The organism is Salinispora pacifica CNR114 (assembly GCF_000514775.1).
Taxonomy (GTDB): domain Bacteria; phylum Actinomycetota; class Actinomycetes; order Mycobacteriales; family Micromonosporaceae; genus Micromonospora; species Micromonospora pacifica.
This window is the reverse complement of record NZ_KI911467.1, coordinates 265,021-282,098: the sequence shown is the minus strand read 5'-3', so window position 1 is coordinate 282,098 and position 17,078 is coordinate 265,021. Positions and strand designations below refer to the sequence as shown.

Genomic DNA, 17,078 nt, shown 5'->3' with positions numbered 1-17,078 from the left:
AGTGAAGCTTGGGGGGCGGCGGCTGCTTGAGTGAACCGGACTCGGGGGTGACGTCCTGACAGGCCGTGCTGGCGACGCAGGCCGATTAGCACATTTGATCGAACGCGGGGGCATCGTCCGAGGATGACAACCTCGGGGCTGCCTCCGGACCTGCCCGGCTTGAGTCCTCGTCAACGACAGATCTTGGCCGTGATACGGCAGTGGGTCGAGCGCCATGGGTATCCACCGACGGTGCGGGAGATCGGCGCTGCGGTCGGGCTCGGATCTCCATCGTCGGTGGCGCACCACCTGAAGGTCCTCCAACAGCGCGGCTTCCTGCGCCGGATTGCACACGGGCCACGCGCTGTTGACGCCCGCCCAACGCGTCGCCCAGACGCCCTCGGCGATCCGGGCTCACGCTCCGGCGTACAGGTTCCGCTGCTGGGCAGCATCGCTGCCGGCGCTCCCATTCTGGCCGAGGAGTACGTCGAGGAAGTCCTGACCCTGCCCAGGAAGCTCGTCGGCCACGGAAGGCTGTTCGCGCTGCATGTCCGGGGAGACTAAATGGTCGAGGCTGGCATCGCAGACGGGGACGTCGTCGTGGTGCGGCAGCAAGCGGTAGCCGACAGTGACGACATCATCGCCGCCATGATTGACGGCGAGGCCACCGTCAAGGTCTTGCGCATCCGGGACGGCGCCGTGGACCTGCTACCGTGCAACCCGCGCTACCCCGTCATCCCTGGTGACCGCGCGGTGATCCTCAGTAAGGTGGTCTGCGTGTTGCGTCGTAGTTGAGCGTGCCCCGCCCGTAGCGGCGACAGAGAATCAACGCTGGACGGATGGCTTACGGTAGCTGAGCCTTACTTTCAGCGTTATGCGACCGGCGGGCCGACTGTGCCGATCGGTGTGCGCGTGCGGCCGTGGATGAAATGGCGGCCAGGTGCGGACGGGTCGGCAACCAGATGGTCTGAATGCCGAGTTGCTCGTTCATCGCGGCAAGCTGGTACTCGTAGCCAAGGTCCGCGGCCGTGCGTACGCCGCGGACGATGACCGTGGCGCTGCGGCGGAGGCAGTAGGCAGTGGTCAGGCCGGTCCAGGTGTCCACTTCGACGTTGTCCCAGGCTGCCGGCATGGCGTCGCGCACCTGCACGGCCCTGGCCGTGGCCCCGGCGGTCGGTTGCTTCTCGGCGTTTACCGCCAGCAACACGATGATCCGATTGAACAACACCCGAGCGCGGGCCACCAGGTCGCGGTGTCCCGGGGTGAACGGATCGAACGTGCCTGGATAAACCGCCATCGAAACGCGCACGGGCGCCACTCCACGATCCGATATAGCAGTCACCGCGACCCCAACCATATTGCCACGATTGTCTGTGATCTTCTCAAGATCTTGTTGCTGCTCAGGTGAGGACGAGGAGGTCCAGGGCGTCAACCACCGGTCCGGTCTCACGTTGCGCTGCCTTGCGCAGTCGGGCCAGGCCTGCGGCGTACTCGTCGTCGCTTATCAGTTGCAGAGGGGTGTGTGCCTCGTGGCGCAGTGCCGTCGCAGCCTCGCGTAGTGAGGCCGCGGTGACCTGCGGGACCTGTTCGAGGCCGACGGTGACGAACCCGGCGGCAGTGAAGGCTGCTTCGACGTCGGCCACGCTGGGGTAGGTGTCGAGCACACGGATGGCTTCGGGGAAGTAACGGAACAGGGTGATCGCTTGGTGTCGGCCGGCGAACGCGGAGCGGATCAGCACCGGGCCGCCGGGGCGGACGACCCTGCGTAGTTCTCGGGCTGCACGGTTCAGGTCTGGCACGTGGTGGATGACCGTGGAGATCCAGGCGGCGTCGACGCTGCCGTCGTCGAGCGGGATGCGCTCGGCGTCGCCATGCACGACAGGCTGGTGCATCGAGCGGGCACGCATCGCCTCGGAGGGCTCGACCGCGGCGACCTCGATGTCGTACCAGTCAATGAAGGCTCGCGCCCACATTCCGGTGCCGGAGCCCAGGTCGAGTATTCGCATGCCTGCACGAGGGTCAAGGTGCCGGGTCACGGCCTCCCGCCAAGCCGAGAGCCCGTCGTCAGTGAGGTGACGGTCGCCTCGAACGCCGCAGCGTCCGCATCGTCAAACGCGATTCGAGCCATGCCTTTGACCCAACTGCCTGGACACCCGAGGAAGCAAGGGTGCAGCGGTGTGACGAACCGCCCACGCTGCCGGTATGCCTGCCAGAGGCGGTTTACGTAAGGTCGGGCCATGGGTGCGGACTCTGACGTGCGGCGCTGGCTACGGCAGCGTGGAGCTGAGACAATTCAGCACCCCGGCGGCACTCTCTACGCCCACCTATGCCGGGTGCATGGCCGTCTCGCTGAGCTGGAGTGTGGCGTTGACACGCAACTGGCCGGTCTCGCGCATGCCGTTTACGGCACGGACGGCTTCGATGTGACGCTGCTCGACTGGAACGATCGAGCCACGCTGCGAAACCTCATCGGCGACAACGCTGAGGCATTGGTCTATCTGTACGGGGCCTGCGACCGCAGGCGGACCTGGCGAGAGCTGGCGACAACCGGTGAGGTCGTCGACCGCTTCACCGATCAGACGTGGCACCTGAGCCCCGGCCAGATGCGACCCTTCGTGGATCTCAGCATCGTCAACGAACTGGACGTCATCGATCAAGATCCTTCTACCGTGGACAAGCACGGCGCGTACTTTCGCTCCCTGTTCGCCGCCTGGGCTCCGATCGCTTCCCCGCAGGTTACCAGTGAGGTGCAGCGACTCCTCGCCGAAGGCAACAAAAGCACTTCTGCAAGGGCCCAGAATTGACGGTCCATACCGGCCCCCAAACCGCACCTGGTTAACCGGGGCCCGCAATCCGCAGCCGCACGCCTAAGAGGGCGGTTTGGAGTATTAGGTCCGTTTCGGGGTGAGGGTAAACACTCCGGATTGGTCCTCGGTCAGGACGTGGCGGTTGACCATGCGTTTGAGTTTCGCGCGGGTGGCTTCGACGTGTTTCGGTGAGGGTTCGATGTCGAGTGCGAGGCAGATGCCATCCTCTCCGGATGACCCGAAGCTCGGCCGAGCGAAGTCGTTCCGGCATTTCACGCTTACCAGCGCGGATGAAGCGTTCCTGCGGAAGCTCCGGACCGCCACCCGCATTGGCCGCGGACCTGCGCGGCAGCCGGCACCTCCCGGGTCCGCCTCCACCGATGCGCTGAACTCGACGGTGACCGCACCCGCGGCCGTTCACCGTGGCAGTCAGGCGTAGGTGTCCTCGAAGGCGAGGCGTCGCACGGTACGCAGCGTCGATTGGAGGCTGTCGAGGTCGGTGGAGCCCAGGGCGAGGCGGATCGCCTGCGGTGTGTGCACCGTGGTGGTGAACGGCTGCGCCGTGGTGACCGAGATGTGGTGCCGCGCGAGGGTGGCGGTCAGGCGATCGGCGCGTGCGTCGTCGGGCAGCGGCAGCCAGGCGAAGTAAGACGAGGGGTGGCTGATGAGCGGCAGGCCCGCCAGTTCTTGTCGGGCGAGTGCTTGGCGGGCCCTGGCGTCGTCGCGCTTTTGCGCTTCTAGCTGGTCCGCCGTGCCGTCTTCGAGCCAACGGCAGATGATCGCGGTGGTCAGTGCCGGGGTGTTCCAGGTGGTGGCCCGGATCGCGCGTTCGAGTGCGGGCACGGTGGTCGGCGGAGCGAGGACGAAGCCGACCCGCAGGCCCGTGGCGATGCTCTTGGACAGTCCCGAGACGTAGACGGTGATCTCCGGCGCGGTCGCGGCCAACGGCGGTGGGGGGTCCTCGACCAGGTAGGCGTAGGAGGCGTCTTCAATGATGATCGCGCCGTTCCGTCGGGCAATCTCGATCAGACGGACGCGGTCGGCCGCCGGCATGACCCAGCCTAGCGGGTTGTGCAGGGTGGGCATGGTGTAGATCGCGCGCACCGGGCGGGCCGCGCACAGCTTTTCGAGGGCTTCGAGGTCCGGTCCGTCGGTAGTTGTGGGAATGGGCTGCAGGTCGAGGTGGAAGGCGTGTGCGAGCACCTTGAAGCCCGGGTAGGTGAGTGCGTCAACCACGACGACGTCGCCGGCATTGAGCCCGGCCATGACGGTGACGGCCAGGCCGTGCTGCGCGCCGGTGACGATGAGGATCTGATCCGCGTCGGCGATGATTCCGCGACGCCTCAAGTGCCGCGCGATCGAGGCTCTGTCCCGGGGACGGCCTCGATGCGGTTGGTAGCGCAGCAGGGAGTCGAGGTCACCGGAGGTGGCCACCTCCCGCAGGGCCTGCCGTAGGAGGTCGGCCTGGCCGGGCAGCGACGGATAGTTGAAGTTGAGGTCGACCGCATCCGTGGCGACTGCCTGCTGATCGATGCCATGGCCGACCGGAACCGCGGGGTCGCGTACGAACGTGCCGCGGCCCTGTTCCCGGCTGACCAGGCCCATCACTTCCAGTTCGGCGTACACCCGGGTTGCGGTGACCACGGCGATGCCCTCGCGGGCGGCGAGCCCACGGTGGGTCGGCAGCCGCGTACCTGCGGCGAGCCGCCCCGCGCGGATGTCGGATGCGAACGCGTCCACCAGGGCTTTGTAACGTGCGGATGCCATACGCCGAATTGTATCCATGACAATTTTTTGACTGTCCTGTTCGCTGGCTCCTACCGTCGGTCCAGACCCGCCCAACCGGAAGGACAGCCACCGTGCATATCGCCATCCTCACCTTTGAGGGCTACAACGAACTCGACTCCCTGATCGCGCTCGGTGTGCTCAACCGCATCAAGACCGACGGCTGGCGCGTCACGATCGCCACCCCTAGCCCCACGGTGACGTCGATGAACGGGGTGGTTATCGAGCAAATGTCCACCCTTAAGCAGGCATGCGCCGCTGACGCCGTAATCGTCGGCAGCGGCATTGCCACCCGTGAAGTCGTCGAAGACCCGGCAATCATCAACGTCCTACGCGATCTGGATCCCTCGCGCCAACTCATCGCGGCGCAGTGCTCGGGCGCACTCGTACTGGCCAAGCTTGGTCTGCTCCACGACATCCCCGCCTGCACCGACCTGATCACTAAGCCCTGGGTTATCGCCGCCGGCGTCAAGGTGCTTAACCAGCCCTTCTACGCGAAGGACAACGTCGCCACCGCGGGCGGCTGCCTGGCCTCGCACTACCTCGCCGCCTGGGCTATCGCCCGCCTCCAGGGCAAGGACGCCGCCGAAGGCGCGCTGCACTATGTCGTCCCGGTCGGCGAGAAGGAGGAATACATCGAGCGTGTCTGGCGCAACATCTCCCCCTACCTGCCCGCCCCCGCGTCGGCGCTCGCGGGCCGGGGCGGCGACGCTGGCCCGCCCCGCTGCCACCCAGTCGCCCTACAGGAACACCGGTAGGGCGACCAGCCCGCGTAGTCGAAACGATTCCCGCCACCGGATGTCGTGGGCCGGCACGGCCAGCCGGATCCCGGGAAAACGGTCGAGCAGGATGGTGACGGCCACGGTCGTCTGGAGCCGGGCGAGTGGTGCGCCCAGGCAGTAGTGGATGCCGTGCCCGAAGGACAGGTGCGGGCGCCGCATGCCGGTCGTACCGAGTGTGTCGGGTGCAGTGAACTGTGCGGGGTCGCGGTTCGCGCTGGCCAGACAGAGCCAGATGCGATCACCGGCGGGGATCGTCTGGCCGGCGATGGTGATGGGTTCACGGGCGAATCGTCGTACTGCCAGCGGGAAGGAGGGGTTCCACCGCAGAACACCGTCGACGAGTTCGTCGAGGGCCAGCGACCCGGTGCGTACCGCCGCCGGTAGCTCCGTGTTGGTGAGCAGCGCGTGGACTACGTTGCCGATGAGCGCGGCGGTGTTGTCGTAGCCGGCGAACATCAGCAGGAAGAGCATCGCGACGAGTTCGTCGTCGGTGAGCCGGTCGTCGTCCTCACGGGCGGCGAGGAGACCCGTCAGCAGGTCGTCGCCGGGCCGTGCCCTCTTGTGTGCCAGCTGTTCGACCAGGAAGCGGCGCATGTTGGCCATGGCCGATCGGGACTGGGCGGGCTGGTTGGCGTCGGCGGAGAGCAGAGTGTTCGTCCACCTCCGAAAGTCGACGCTGGTCTGGGTGGGCAGGCCCAGGAGTTCCTGCATGACCTGCAGGGGCAACGGTGACGCGAGGGAGCCGATCAGCTCCGCCTGGTCGTGGCCGACGAGACCGTCCAGCAGCGTGCTGACGATCCGCTCCACCGCGGGGCGCAGGTCGGCGACGCGGCGAGGGGTGAAGGCGGCCGCTGCGAGACGTCGGAGTCGAGTGTGGTCGGGTGGGTCACGGTTGAGTAGATGCGCATCCAGCTCGGGGGGCAGCGACGAACCGTGCTCACCATCGGTGCTGCTGAGGCGTTTGTCGACCGACAGACGCGGGTCGATGAATGCCGCTCGTACGTCGTCGTAGCGGGTGACGAGCCACGCGGGCGCGCCGTCTGGCGTGCGGATGTGATGCACCGGAGCCTCGTCCCGCAGCGCGTTGTACCGCCGGTGCGGGTCACGAAGCAGGAGCTGGTCGAAGACGGGAGCCGGTTGTGACGTCATGCCAACTCCTGGGCCGACGTGTGGAGTCGGGCAGCGGCGACGATCGGTGTATCGGTGCAGCAGAACCCCTGACCTCGTCGATTATAGGAGCCTTCGTGGTGGCCGGTTGGGGGTGGCACCGCGATGGAGGTGCACGGCCTCCCGTCGCCCTCGGCGGTCCGGGTGACCTGCGTGCCACGGCGGAGGATAACCAGATACTTCGATGATTGCCGATTCAAGCCCTGCGCCACCGGGTCATCGCCAACCGCGAACTCCATCCAATTCCGAAGAGCCGCCATCCGTTGGCTCCGAGGATCCGTCACGCAGGCTATCTCCCAGTGCTTCGTGGGAAGTGCCTTCAGGTGGGCGCCGCCCTGCCCCTATCCTTCCACAATCCAGCGACACTACCTACTCCGGGGGTCACGCCGACCAACAATCGTCGGCGAATCGCGACTTAAGTAAGTCGGATCATCCGAGATTAGGGGCGCTCCTGTGGTCAGGATCCGGGTCACGAACGGGCGCTATCGAAGGAGCTACCACGTAAGCGTTGACGCCGTTGAGTGCATCGATGTAGCGTAGGGCGCATCCGGCGGCGGTTGACAGCGCAGATGCCGCCGGTCTCGTCTGACGGGGGTGACGACGGCAATCCGACTGACGCTGATGGCCATTCTGGAAAGGCTGTTGCGAGCAAACCGTGAGCGTGTCGGCCTCCATCAACCGGGTCAACACTGCGCAAATCCAAGAGAGCGGGAGTGTTCGTTGAATCGCACAAAAGGCCTGCGGACCATTATTGCAGCACTCGCAATCGCAGCTCCCATGACCCTGTTCTCGCCAGCCTCTCCGGCAAGCGCAGCACAGTCGTGCACCCTTGGAGGCACTTCGCTGGGCTCATATGGCGGCTTGAGGTGGTCAATCTGCAACGGCGGCAACTGGAATCAATTCCAGCAGTTTGTGCGCTGCACTGAGAACAGTGGAAGCGAATATACTGCTTATGGTAGCTGGTCCGGCCACAATGGCCGATCGGAGGCACGTTGCCACGAGTTCGCTTACATGAATTCGTATGGCGTGAACTACCGGTGATTGCGTGATCGGTTGATGATGTCGCCGAGTGAGGCTTGGTGTGGTAACTAAACCTGCGTGGAGGTTAGTCGCAGGGGAAGATTCTATCGGTAGTCGATGATGGAGTTGTGATACTTCACGATACCGAAAGAACCTTACAGTGACGGCACCAATCTCCTCGGCGGCTCACTTCCTGCGGGCTTGGCCGAGCAGGAAGCAACCGGTTGCTCGTCGGCCGAGGTGCACCCAGGTGGAAAACTGGACAACGAGGCGGCAACCAAAGGCGCCGGCCACAACGCCTCCGGCGAGCGGAGGCGTCTGTCCGGTGTGCCACCGCCGCACCGCCCGCTGCCGATACCCAGCATTCCCTGGACGCCACCGCGCAGCGGAAATCGATTGAGGTGAGCCGCTCGACCAGGGCAGTATGCCGCTCGTGACCCAGGCGACCTTGTGGACCGCGCGAATCCAACTCGTGCCGTTGGGCGACGATCACCTGGAGGGTGAGGTCCAGCTCGATGCAGATCCGGAAGTCATGCGTTATCTGGGCCGGCCGCGGCAGCGGGCGGAGGTGGAGCAGGCGCATCGGCGGCGAATCGCCACCGCGTCGGTGGTTCCCGGCCTCGGTTTCTGGGCCGGGTTGGTGGCGGGCTCGTTTGTCGGATGGTGGATTCTGCAGCCGCCGGAGCGTGCGGATCAGGGGCCGGTCGAGGGGCAGGCGGAGTTGGGCTACCGACTACTGCGCCGGTACTGGCGTCAGGGCCTGGCCAGCGAGGGCGCCCGGGAACTGATCCGGCACGGCTTCGCCGACCTGGGCCTGCACCGCATCTTCGCCGAGACGATGGCGGTGAACCTGCCCTCGCGCGCGACCATGGCCGCGGTCGGGCTGGACTACGTACGCACCTTCCACCTGGACTTCGACGCCCCGCTGCCCGGCAGCGAACACGGTGAGGTCGAGTACGCGACCACCCGCCAGGAATGGCTGGCAATCCGACCAGCCGTCGTACGCCACCCGGTACCCGGGACGCACGGAACCTAACCGCCGGCAGATCGGCCGAACGGGCAGTACCAGGTGCCAGTGTTGGTCGGCAGAATCAGCGCTCATGATCGACACAAGGGCTATCGGTGACACCTGCCCGGAATGCGGCACTGCCACAGTCGCTCCGCGCGAGGCCCTGCCGTGGTGCCCAGCCTGCGAGTGGAACCTCAAAGCGTACGACGCTGAGCGCATCGGCCCGTTTTTCGGCTGGCGCTGGCTGGACCGACGGATCCATGACATCGGGTACCGCATGACCCGTCGCCAGTGTGACCGGCTACTCGGGCGCTCGCTGGGCAGTAGTGGCGTCGGCGCAGCCGCCGTCGTCACCGCCACCGCATCCTGCTTGTTGTTCCTGGGCGTGGTGGCCCTCGCTGTCACCGGGATCTGGCTGCTCCTCGCCTTCTCCTTCCCGAGCCCGTCGCTGCTGCTGGCGGTTCCTCTGCTCGCCCTCGCCGTCGGACTACGGCCCCGCTTCGGGCGGCTCGACCCCGACGCCGACGTCCTCCGTCGAGACCGCGCACCCGAGCTTTTCGCCCTGGTTGACGAGGTGGCGCAGGCGGTAGGGGCGCCCGCTCCCGACGTGGTTGCCGTCAACGCCGACTTCAACGCGTACGCGGCAACGATCGGCATCCGCCGTCGGGTGCTGTGTCTCGGACTGCCGTACTGGGGGTCCCTCGCACCGCAGGAACGCGTCGCCCTGCTCGGTCACGAACTCGGCCACTTCGTCAACGGCGACCCGCGGCGGATGCTGCTCACCCAGCCGGCGTTCACCACCCTCGGCTCCGCGGCGGACCTTCTCCGCCCGGCGCCGTCGACCGCCCCCGGCCTCATCGAGTGGATCGGGGCGGCCCTTGGTCGTGTCATCCAATACCCGCTGTCTCGTCTGTTGTTCGTGCTGCATGTGGCACTCGTGTGCGTGGCGCTTCGAGACAGTCAACGGGCCGAGTACCTGGCTGACGAGATGTCTGCGAAGGCCGCGGGAACAGCCGCTGCGACGAGCCTGCTGGATGCCGCGCTACGGATCGAGTCAATGTCGCTCGCCGTACGCCGGGAGTCCAGGGCGGGGCACGGTCCCCAACGGTGGCAGGCGGCGGTTGCCGAGTCGCTGGCGGCCAGTGCCGACCAGCTGCCGCTGTTGCGGCAGCTGTCGGGCCGCGAGGAGGCGTCGCTGTTCTCCTCTCATCCACCCACCGGTCTGCGCCACCTGATGCTCGAGGGCGTTGAGCGGCACGATCCGGCGGTGGTGCTCACCCAGCAGCGTTCGTCTCGCATCGACGACGAGCTGACCAAGGAGTACGAGTCAGCCCGCCGGGTGCTGGCCTGGTGAGTCCATAGCTGAGGTGGCGATGTCACCGCGAGTCAGCTCAAGGTAGGAGAGGTAGTCCGCGAGGCGAGCGGATCCGGTGAGCATCGCCCGGCCGCGGGCGGCGATCCGCTCCCGCCACCGTTCGATCGACGCCGCCAGTGGGCCGGCCCCACCGGCGGCGCGCACCTGTTCGATCACGGCAGCGATGTGGTGCAGCAGGTAGCCCCCGCGTCGCAGGAGGTGGGCGAGCTCGGCGTCCCGTACGTCCTCGGGTGAGTAGACCCGCGCGGTCCGGGACCGGGCTGGGGCCAGGATCCCCGCCCGCTCCCATTTACGCAGCGTCGCTGGGGTGACACCGAGCCGGCGGGCGAGTGCACCGACGGAGACCGACGCGGCCGGACCGGGCGCGGCCGAGGTGGATCCGGACGCCAGCACGACGGCCGCCGCGGCGACCTGGTCCAGGGTCTCCCGGTCGCGTTGCAGCAGGACGTGGGCGGCATCGACGACAGCCAGGGCGGAGGGAAGGTCGCCCCGGAGGACCGATCTCATGATCTCCCCGGCCGGCTGGAAGCCGTACCCCCGAACAAGCGCGACGTAGGCGCTCAGCGCGCCCGCATGGTTGTCGGTGTAGCTGCGGTAGCCGCTCGGCGTCCGCGAAGCCGGCGGGATCACTCCGGCCGCCTCGTAGTTGCGGACCGCCTGCGCGGAGAGCCCGTGCACCCGGGCCAGATCCACCGGACGGTAGACCGCCTTTTGAAACTTCAACAGCAAATCTCCTGGTAATCGATGGCCATAGTTTAAATCGAAGGTTCAACGATACGGTTAAGGTCATGGCTTTCGATACGGAGTTGCAGGCCCTTGTCCGCGCCCACCGGCCGCGGCTGCTCGCGATCGGCGAGCCCTACCACGGGGAGCCGGCCTTCCCCCACCTACGCAATCGGATCCTCGAAACCCTCGTCGGTCACGGCTTCCGGTCCATCGCCATCGAATCGGACCGGGCCGCCGGGCTCGCCGTCAACGACTACGTGCAGGGTCGCCGCGACGAGGTGGACCTGAGTACCGGCATCAGCCACGGCTGGGGCACCCACCCCGCCAGCCGCGAACTGGTCGACTGGCTGCGCGCCCACAACGAAAAGCTGCCGCCCGACGAGCGCGTCACCTTCCACGGCTTCGACGCCCCCACCGAGATCACCGGCGCACCCAGTCCCGGGCCGATCCTGCGTGAACTGCGCGACTACCTCGGCGAAACCGTCTCTAACCTGGACGGCCTCGTCGGCGCTGAGGAGCGCTGGACCGCTCCCGAAATCATGTACGACGCGACGCGATCTCCCGGCCGATCACGGGAGGCGACGACGCTACGCGGTATCGCCGAGGACTTCCGCACCCAGCTGTACGCCGACGCGCCTCGCCTGGTCCGGGAGACATCGCTGGAGTCCTGGAACCGCGCCACGGTCCTCGCCAGCGTGGTTGTCGGCCTGCTCACCTACCACGGCGCGATGGCCGTACCGGGCACCCAGTCGCAGCGCATCGGTGGCATGCTCGCCGTCCGGGACGCGCTGATGGCGCAAAATCTGCTGGACATCCTCGCCCGCGAACGGGACCGGGGGCCGGTCCTGGTCTCCGCCCACAACCTCCACCTGCAACGGCACCCGGGCCGGTGGGAAAGCCACTGGGAGGGCCAGGACCTGGCCTTCCAGTGGAACGGCGCCGGCTCGATCGTGTCTGCCTCGCTCGGCAGGAGGTACGTGTACGTGGCCGGCAGTCTCGGGGCGAGCGGGCCGCTGGGTCTCGGGCCGCCGGAGCCCGGCACCTACGAGCACCAACTCGGCGCCGAGACCGGGATTTTTCCGCCGCCCACCGGCGACGAGCTACGTGAACGCGCGGCCGACCTGCTCGGGCTGTCGTCGCTGGAAGCGGCGACGGTCGGGACGTGCGACGCGATCCTGCACATCGGTTCCGAACCGGGGGCGGCCGACGCGGCCCGGATCGCCGGCCTGACGGGGGTGACCGAGACCCGGATCCTGCCGGGCCCTGAGCACCCGCCCCACATGTGGGGCGACCGGTTCTTCTTCACCGGCGCGGACCGGGTGCGACCGTTCGCCACGATCGTCGGGCACGACGTCCCGGGCTTCGACGAAGGGTCCCGCCTGGCCGACCCCGGACGGTACCGGCTGAGCATCGAGGTGGGACGCACCGAGTTCCGCAACCTGTTCGGCTACGGCCCGGAGGAGTTCCACGTACACCGCGACCGGCTCGACTTCACGGAGACGGACCGTCTGCTGCCCCATCCGGTCTACGCCGTGCGGGGTTGGGTCAGTGTGGTCAATCCGGGCCCGGCCACCGTGGCGGAGGTGACCCGGCTGGTGGCTCGGGCTCGTTCCCGCAGCGGATCAGCAGAAGCTGCTGCCGGCTAGCACTGCGACGGCCGTAGGCGTCCCAGCCGGTGCGCGGCCACCGCGACGCCCGCGCCCGGGTAGGTGATCAACGCGTCGTGCAGGGCGCGGGCGAAGGCGTCCGGGTCCACTGGCGACACGTCTCACCACACGTCGAGGCAGCGCTCGCCGCGCACCCGGCTTACCCCGCAACCTCGAACTACCAGCCAGGCGAGTCGGTTGAGATCCCTCCGGAAATAAGGTAAACCTGAGTCATGTTTAGTTCTGTGGACGGTGCGTCGCCCGGCACCAAACCCGCCACGCAGCGGCGCTCCCGCGAGACCCGGGACAAGCTCATCACCGCACTGGACGAACTGCTGCATGAAGAGAACTTCGACGAGATCAGCGTCGCGAAGATCGCCAACCGGGCCGGTGTGTCCGTGGCGTCGGTCTACCAGCGGTTCGACAATCAGAACGCCTCGGTCGCCATCCTCGTCGCCCTGTACCTGCGCCGGGTTACGCATTGGTGGGACGACTTCTCCCGGGACAACCCCGTGCCGAGCAGCCGCACCTCGCTGCGTGAGGCACTCGTCCAAGTCGGCCGTGCGGCATGGCGTCAATCCGAGGACCTGCGCTATGTCATGCAGCCGGCCTACCTCCAGTCTCGGTTGCACCCGGACCTGCTCGACGAGCACTGGCGGCACCGGGAGGAGGTTGCCGTGTCCGGCTTTCGCTCACTGCTACAGGGTCACGCCGACGAGATACGCCATTCGGACCTGGCCCGAGCGGCCAGCATGACTGCCTACTTCTTCAACCTGATGTTCCTGGGACGCCTGCTTCACCCAGAGGGGATGTCCGGCTGGAACCTTCCCACCGATGCCGACGAGTTCGCCGAGGAACTCGCCGACTTCGTATGTGGCTACCTCGGTGTCACCCGCGTCCCGGGCGCGTCGGACCGGCGGAATCGATGATGTGGACCTTTGTCGAACGCGCCACTCTAACTGCTACCGCCCTCACCACGACGCTGATCCTCTTTGCCACTCCGACGAGCGTGACGCTGCCGGCGATCGTCGCGGTGACCGCACTCAGCATCCTCCGCCTGGTCAACAACAGCGCCCGGTGGCAGATGGCACCGGCTTACCTCGCCGTCGCCTGGCTCTGCGTCGCTGTCGTCACAGAACTGCCCGTTGGCGTACGCATCGTCGGCGGGCTGGTCGCTCTGGCGTTGTCGACAGTGTCTGTCGCGTTGGTAGTCGGCTTTCCCATTCCAAGCCTCCCGCAGCCCGACGGCCCGTTCGGGGTCGGCGTGATCACGACAACGGAGGAGCGTGACATCAGGACGGCACCACGCATGGGACGCAGGCGACTCTTCGTCACCACGTGGTACCCGGCGGAAGCAAACCTGGCTCAACGACATTCGGAAGGCGAAGCCCTGTGGTCCGAATTCCACGAAGCTCCCGGGATCCCCTCCGGGCTACGGCGGCTCGCCGGCTACCTGAAGCAGGTACGGACGCATGCGATTCGTGGCGCCCACGCCAGCCGACACGCTACTACCGCGCCGGTGGTCCTCTACCAGCCCGGGCTCGTGTCCATCACCGCGGAGAACTCGCTCCTGATGGAATCGCTGGCAAGCCACGGCTATGTCGTGGTGAGTGTCAGGCACATCGACCAGCGTGCCGAGTTGGAGGAAACGGACGCAGCCGTCGCCCCGGCCACAGCCAGCCGGATCCAGGAGATCAACCGCGAGCTGCGGGGTAGGCTCGCCCGATCCGAGCGCGCCCGAATCTCTGCGGAGCTCTACCGGTTGAGCACCAGCACAGCTACCGTCGTTGCCCGACGTACCGAAGACTCACAGCATGTACTTGATCGACTTCCCACCATCCTGGCCGCTGTTCCCGGGTATCCCACCGACGAACTGGGGTCAGGGCGGCCGATCGCCACGATGGGGCTCTCCCTGGGAGGGGCGGTCGCCAGCGAGCTCAGCAAGATCGACAACCGGTGCACCGCAGCCATCAACATTGATGGCGGGCTCTACAGTGAACGCCCTCACGACCCACTCAGCGTTCCGTACCTGATGATCTACAGTGAGTTGAACTCTGGCAGCAACGATTTCGCCCGGGAGACCGCACAGGCCGAGTTCCACGAGTTGACAGCGCCCGGGACAAAGCACCTGGACTTCCATGACGCTACCGTCGTACTACCCATTCTGCGATGGTTGGGACACCTCGGCGACGCGTCCGGTATCGGGATCACCCGATGGAAGAATAGTCAGATTCTACAGTTCCTGGACCGGACGGTTCGGTGCACGACGCCTGATAGATCTGCCGGGTGACTCCCGCCCGGGAAGGCTCCTGTGGTGGCGGACCCGGGTGGGTGCGCGGGACAGCCCCAGTTCATCGCGATCAACGAGTGGCTATCACCGACTCAGACACAGGCCCCAGAGCGGTTGTCACGAGTTGCCGCAGCTCGGTGAGGTGCACCAGGCGGGCCACCACAACGTAGACGGCGCAGCCGATGATGCCCGCCGTGGTCACGGTGATCAGCGCCCCGCTGTTCGGGGAGTCGAACAGTGGGGCGAGGGCATAGACCGTGAGGCCACCACAGCCCCCGGAGAGGCCGCCGGCGACCGCTACCCGGGCATGCGTACGAAGTAGCCGGTGCCCGTCGATCCGGCCCAGTCGGCGGCGCAGGAGTAGGGCGGCAGCGGTGAGGCCCGCCGTGTAGGCGACCGCGTACGCGAGGGGAACCCCGACCACGGCGCTGGCGCGGGGTAGTAGCCGCGACGCGGCGAAGCATCCGGCCACGCCGACGGCGGTGACTCCGACGGTGATGACCGCGGGGGTCTTGGTGTCCTGCAGGGCGTAGAACCCGCGTTGCAGAATCATGAAGCCGGTGAACGGCACCAGGGCCACCCCGAAGGCTGCCACCACTGTTCCCAGCAGGGCGATCGCCGACGGTGAACTGCGGCCGTGGGCGAACAACAGCGTGGCGATCTGCGGGCCGAGGACCGTCAGGGCGACCGCGATCGGGGCGACGGCGACGACGGCCAGCCGTACCGCCTGGGACAGGTCCTCGACGATGTGGGCGTGCTGGCGGCCGGCGGCGTGGCGACTGAGCCGGGGCAACATGGCGGTCATCACCGACATGACGATGACCCCGAACGGCATCTGGAACACCGCGAGCGCGGTCTGGAAGACGCTGACCCCGCCCGGTTCGCTGATCGAGGCGACCCGGGTGGCCACCGCGAGCAGGATCTGCGCGGCGACGACCGACACGAGGACCCAGCCGCCGAGCCGGCCGATTCGTCGGATCCCGATACCCCGTGGGTTGAGCCGGGGGCGAAGGGTGAAGCCGCTGCGTGCCAGCGCCCACACCACCAGGGCCATCTGGGCGAAGACGCCCGCGGTGGTGCCCACGGCGAGCAACAGCAGCTGCCCGGTGGGCATCGACGTGATGCTGTTGGTACCGCCGATCGCGAGGTAGGTCAGCCCGACCCCGATCACGATCAGACTGTTGACAACCGGCGCCCACATCGGCGCGGCGAACCGGCCCCGGGTGTTGAGTACGGCGCCGGCGGAGGCGCTGAGGCCGTAGAACAGGATCTGGGGCAGGAAGAACCGGCACAGCAGCACCGCCAGGTCGCGCTGCTCGTCAGAGAAGCCCGGCGTGTAGACCGCGACCAGCCACGGGGCGAGGACCATCGCTACCAGCGTGACTGCCCCGAGCCCGTAGACCAGCAGCGACAGCAGCCGCTGGGTGTAGAGCACCCCGGCATCGGGCTCGGTCAGTGCCGCACGCACCAGCAGTGGCACCACCACGCTGGCCATCGCACCTCCGAGGACAAGCTCGTAGACGGCGTTGGGCAGGGTGTTCGCCACGTTGTAGCTGTCCAGCAGACGACTCCCCATTCCCAGCGCGGAGGCCAGCACCACCAGCCGGACGAAACCGACGGCCCGGGAAGCCAACGTCGCCACCGCCATGGCCCGACCCGCGCTGCCAAGAGAAGATCCTTCTGTCATGGCGACCTTCCTAGCGCACGGGCGCCCGGTCCCCGGAGTCCTGCCCCCGCCCCTGGAGCCCTGCCCCGTCCCCCGATTGGAGCCCCGGATGAGCACCGCGTCGGCGATTGCCCGGTTTGTGCCGGACGAAGAACTGGATGGCTTCTCGGCCGGTCAACTCCTCGAGGTGACCAAGGCCATCACAATGATCCTGTCCATCCCTCCGGCAGCTACCAACCACATCGATGCCGTCGCGGTGGCGACCGGCCAGGGGGAAGAGTGGCGCTTCACCCACGCGATCCGGGCTTGGGAGGCAAACCCCCGCCTCCGCCACCTGCTGGTCACGAGCGGGAACCCGGCGGAGAGGACCTACACCGAGGTCACACTCGACTATGTACGTGGTCTCGGCCTCCGTCGCCGGGAAGGACTCCAGCTACAGCCGGACCCGTCACCCAACACCGGCCGGCAGGCCGCCTGGATCGCCGACCAGGTGCGGGAAAGTGACGTCACCAGCATCGCACTCACCACCTCCCCCTACCATCTGCCTCGGTTCTATCTCACCGTCCTGAAGGAGTTGGATAGACGTAGCATCCGTATACCCGTCGTCCCGGCTCCCGCGGCCGTCGCCCCTCAGACGCCGATCCCGGAGACCGGCGTCACCTCCGAGGACCTGATTCCCGGCGAGGTGAAGCGCATCCTCACCTACCTGAACAAGGGCTGGCTCGCCACACCGCAGGAGCTACGGCGGTACCTTTCCTGGTTGTGGAGCAACCATGGGTCTGACTGGCTCGTACCCTGAACCGTTCTGGGCCGCGGCGCCGACTCC

At 67.2% G+C, this 17,078-nt stretch carries 14 protein-coding genes and 2 pseudogenes; 9 read left to right on the top strand and 7 right to left on the bottom strand.

Features of this window, described 5'->3' with window-relative positions:
- The first annotated feature begins 123 nt into the window (after positions 1-123).
- Positions 124-774: pseudogene (lexA, locus tag B118_RS29390) on the top strand (transcriptional repressor LexA).
- A 49-nt stretch (positions 775-823) separates the two neighbouring features.
- Here the strand turns inward: lexA and coaD are convergent.
- Together coaD and B118_RS29380 are read right to left on the bottom strand one after the other, a co-directional pair.
- Complete coding sequence (gene coaD / locus B118_RS29385) at positions 824-1,411, bottom strand: pantetheine-phosphate adenylyltransferase (RefSeq protein ID WP_238324168.1); 588 nt, start codon at positions 1,409-1,411, stop codon at positions 824-826.
- Positions 1,380-2,107 (bottom strand): annotated as a pseudogene (locus B118_RS29380) (class I SAM-dependent methyltransferase). The gene coaD and the pseudogene B118_RS29380 overlap by 32 nt, the downstream one beginning before the upstream one ends.
- 109 nt (positions 2,108-2,216) lie before the next feature.
- On the opposite strand from B118_RS29380, the gene B118_RS29375 reads away from it, so the two are divergent.
- Positions 2,217-2,783, top strand: coding sequence for a DUF6817 domain-containing protein (locus tag B118_RS29375; protein WP_050590573.1), 567 nt, complete (start codon positions 2,217-2,219; stop codon positions 2,781-2,783).
- A 432-nt stretch (positions 2,784-3,215) separates the two neighbouring features.
- On the opposite strand, the gene B118_RS0126225 is transcribed toward B118_RS29375, so the two are convergent.
- Positions 3,216-4,553: an aminotransferase-like domain-containing protein gene (locus B118_RS0126225; protein WP_027647111.1), complete on the bottom strand. Its 1,338-nt coding sequence runs from the start codon at positions 4,551-4,553 to the stop codon at positions 3,216-3,218.
- A 92-nt stretch (positions 4,554-4,645) separates the two neighbouring features.
- On the opposite strand from B118_RS0126225, the gene B118_RS0126220 reads away from it, so the two are divergent.
- Positions 4,646-5,329, top strand: coding sequence for a DJ-1/PfpI family protein (locus tag B118_RS0126220; protein WP_027647112.1), 684 nt, complete (start codon positions 4,646-4,648; stop codon positions 5,327-5,329).
- Here the strand turns inward: B118_RS0126220 and B118_RS0126215 are convergent.
- On the bottom strand, positions 5,312-6,502 hold the full coding sequence (locus B118_RS0126215; protein ID WP_028193725.1) for a cytochrome P450 family protein: 1,191 nt from the start codon (positions 6,500-6,502) through the stop codon (positions 5,312-5,314). The genes B118_RS0126220 and B118_RS0126215 overlap by 18 nt on opposite strands.
- A gap of 1,462 nt (positions 6,503-7,964) precedes the next feature.
- Between B118_RS0126215 and B118_RS0126210 the strand changes: the two genes are divergently transcribed.
- Together B118_RS0126210 and B118_RS0126205 are read left to right on the top strand one after the other, a co-directional pair.
- Positions 7,965-8,576: a GNAT family N-acetyltransferase gene (locus B118_RS0126210; protein WP_018811124.1), complete on the top strand. Its 612-nt coding sequence runs from the start codon at positions 7,965-7,967 to the stop codon at positions 8,574-8,576.
- Between the two features lie 64 nt (positions 8,577-8,640).
- Positions 8,641-9,903, top strand: coding sequence for a M48 family metalloprotease (locus tag B118_RS0126205; protein ID WP_028193724.1), 1,263 nt, complete (start codon positions 8,641-8,643; stop codon positions 9,901-9,903).
- Here the strand turns inward: B118_RS0126205 and B118_RS0126200 are convergent.
- Positions 9,877-10,653, bottom strand: coding sequence for a MerR family transcriptional regulator (locus B118_RS0126200; protein ID WP_028193723.1), 777 nt, complete (start codon positions 10,651-10,653; stop codon positions 9,877-9,879). The two genes, B118_RS0126205 and B118_RS0126200, sit on opposite strands and share 27 nt — an antisense overlap.
- Before the next feature lie 59 nt (positions 10,654-10,712).
- Here B118_RS0126200 and B118_RS0126195 point away from each other — a divergent pair, with 59 nt between their 5' ends.
- The gene (locus B118_RS0126195) at positions 10,713-12,296 is read left to right on the top strand and encodes a DUF6194 family protein (RefSeq protein ID WP_028187853.1); all 1,584 of its coding nucleotides are present in this window, start codon (positions 10,713-10,715) and stop codon (positions 12,294-12,296) included.
- Here B118_RS0126195 and B118_RS33550 read toward each other — a convergent pair.
- On the bottom strand, positions 12,293-12,415 hold the full coding sequence (locus B118_RS33550) for a hypothetical protein (RefSeq protein ID WP_272945122.1): 123 nt from the start codon (positions 12,413-12,415) through the stop codon (positions 12,293-12,295). The two genes, B118_RS0126195 and B118_RS33550, sit on opposite strands and share 4 nt — an antisense overlap.
- Positions 12,416-12,529: 114 nt before the next feature.
- On the opposite strand from B118_RS33550, the gene B118_RS0126185 reads away from it, so the two are divergent.
- Positions 12,530-13,225, top strand: coding sequence for a TetR/AcrR family transcriptional regulator (locus tag B118_RS0126185; RefSeq protein ID WP_043542187.1), 696 nt, complete (start codon positions 12,530-12,532; stop codon positions 13,223-13,225).
- Positions 13,225-14,586: an alpha/beta hydrolase gene (locus tag B118_RS0126180; RefSeq protein WP_028187851.1), complete on the top strand. Its 1,362-nt coding sequence runs from the start codon at positions 13,225-13,227 to the stop codon at positions 14,584-14,586. The genes B118_RS0126185 and B118_RS0126180 overlap by 1 nt, the downstream gene beginning before the upstream one ends.
- Positions 14,587-14,656: 70 nt before the next feature.
- Here the strand turns inward: B118_RS0126180 and murJ are convergent, their stop codons facing one another.
- Entirely contained in the window at positions 14,657-16,234 is a 1,578-nt protein-coding gene (gene murJ / locus B118_RS0126175; protein ID WP_018811130.1) for a murein biosynthesis integral membrane protein MurJ, read from the bottom strand.
- 127 nt (positions 16,235-16,361) lie between these two features.
- Between murJ and B118_RS0126170 the strand changes: the two genes are divergently transcribed.
- Positions 16,362-17,051: an ElyC/SanA/YdcF family protein gene (locus tag B118_RS0126170; RefSeq protein ID WP_018811131.1), complete on the top strand. Its 690-nt coding sequence runs from the start codon at positions 16,362-16,364 to the stop codon at positions 17,049-17,051.
- Positions 17,052-17,078: the final 27 nt, after the last annotated feature.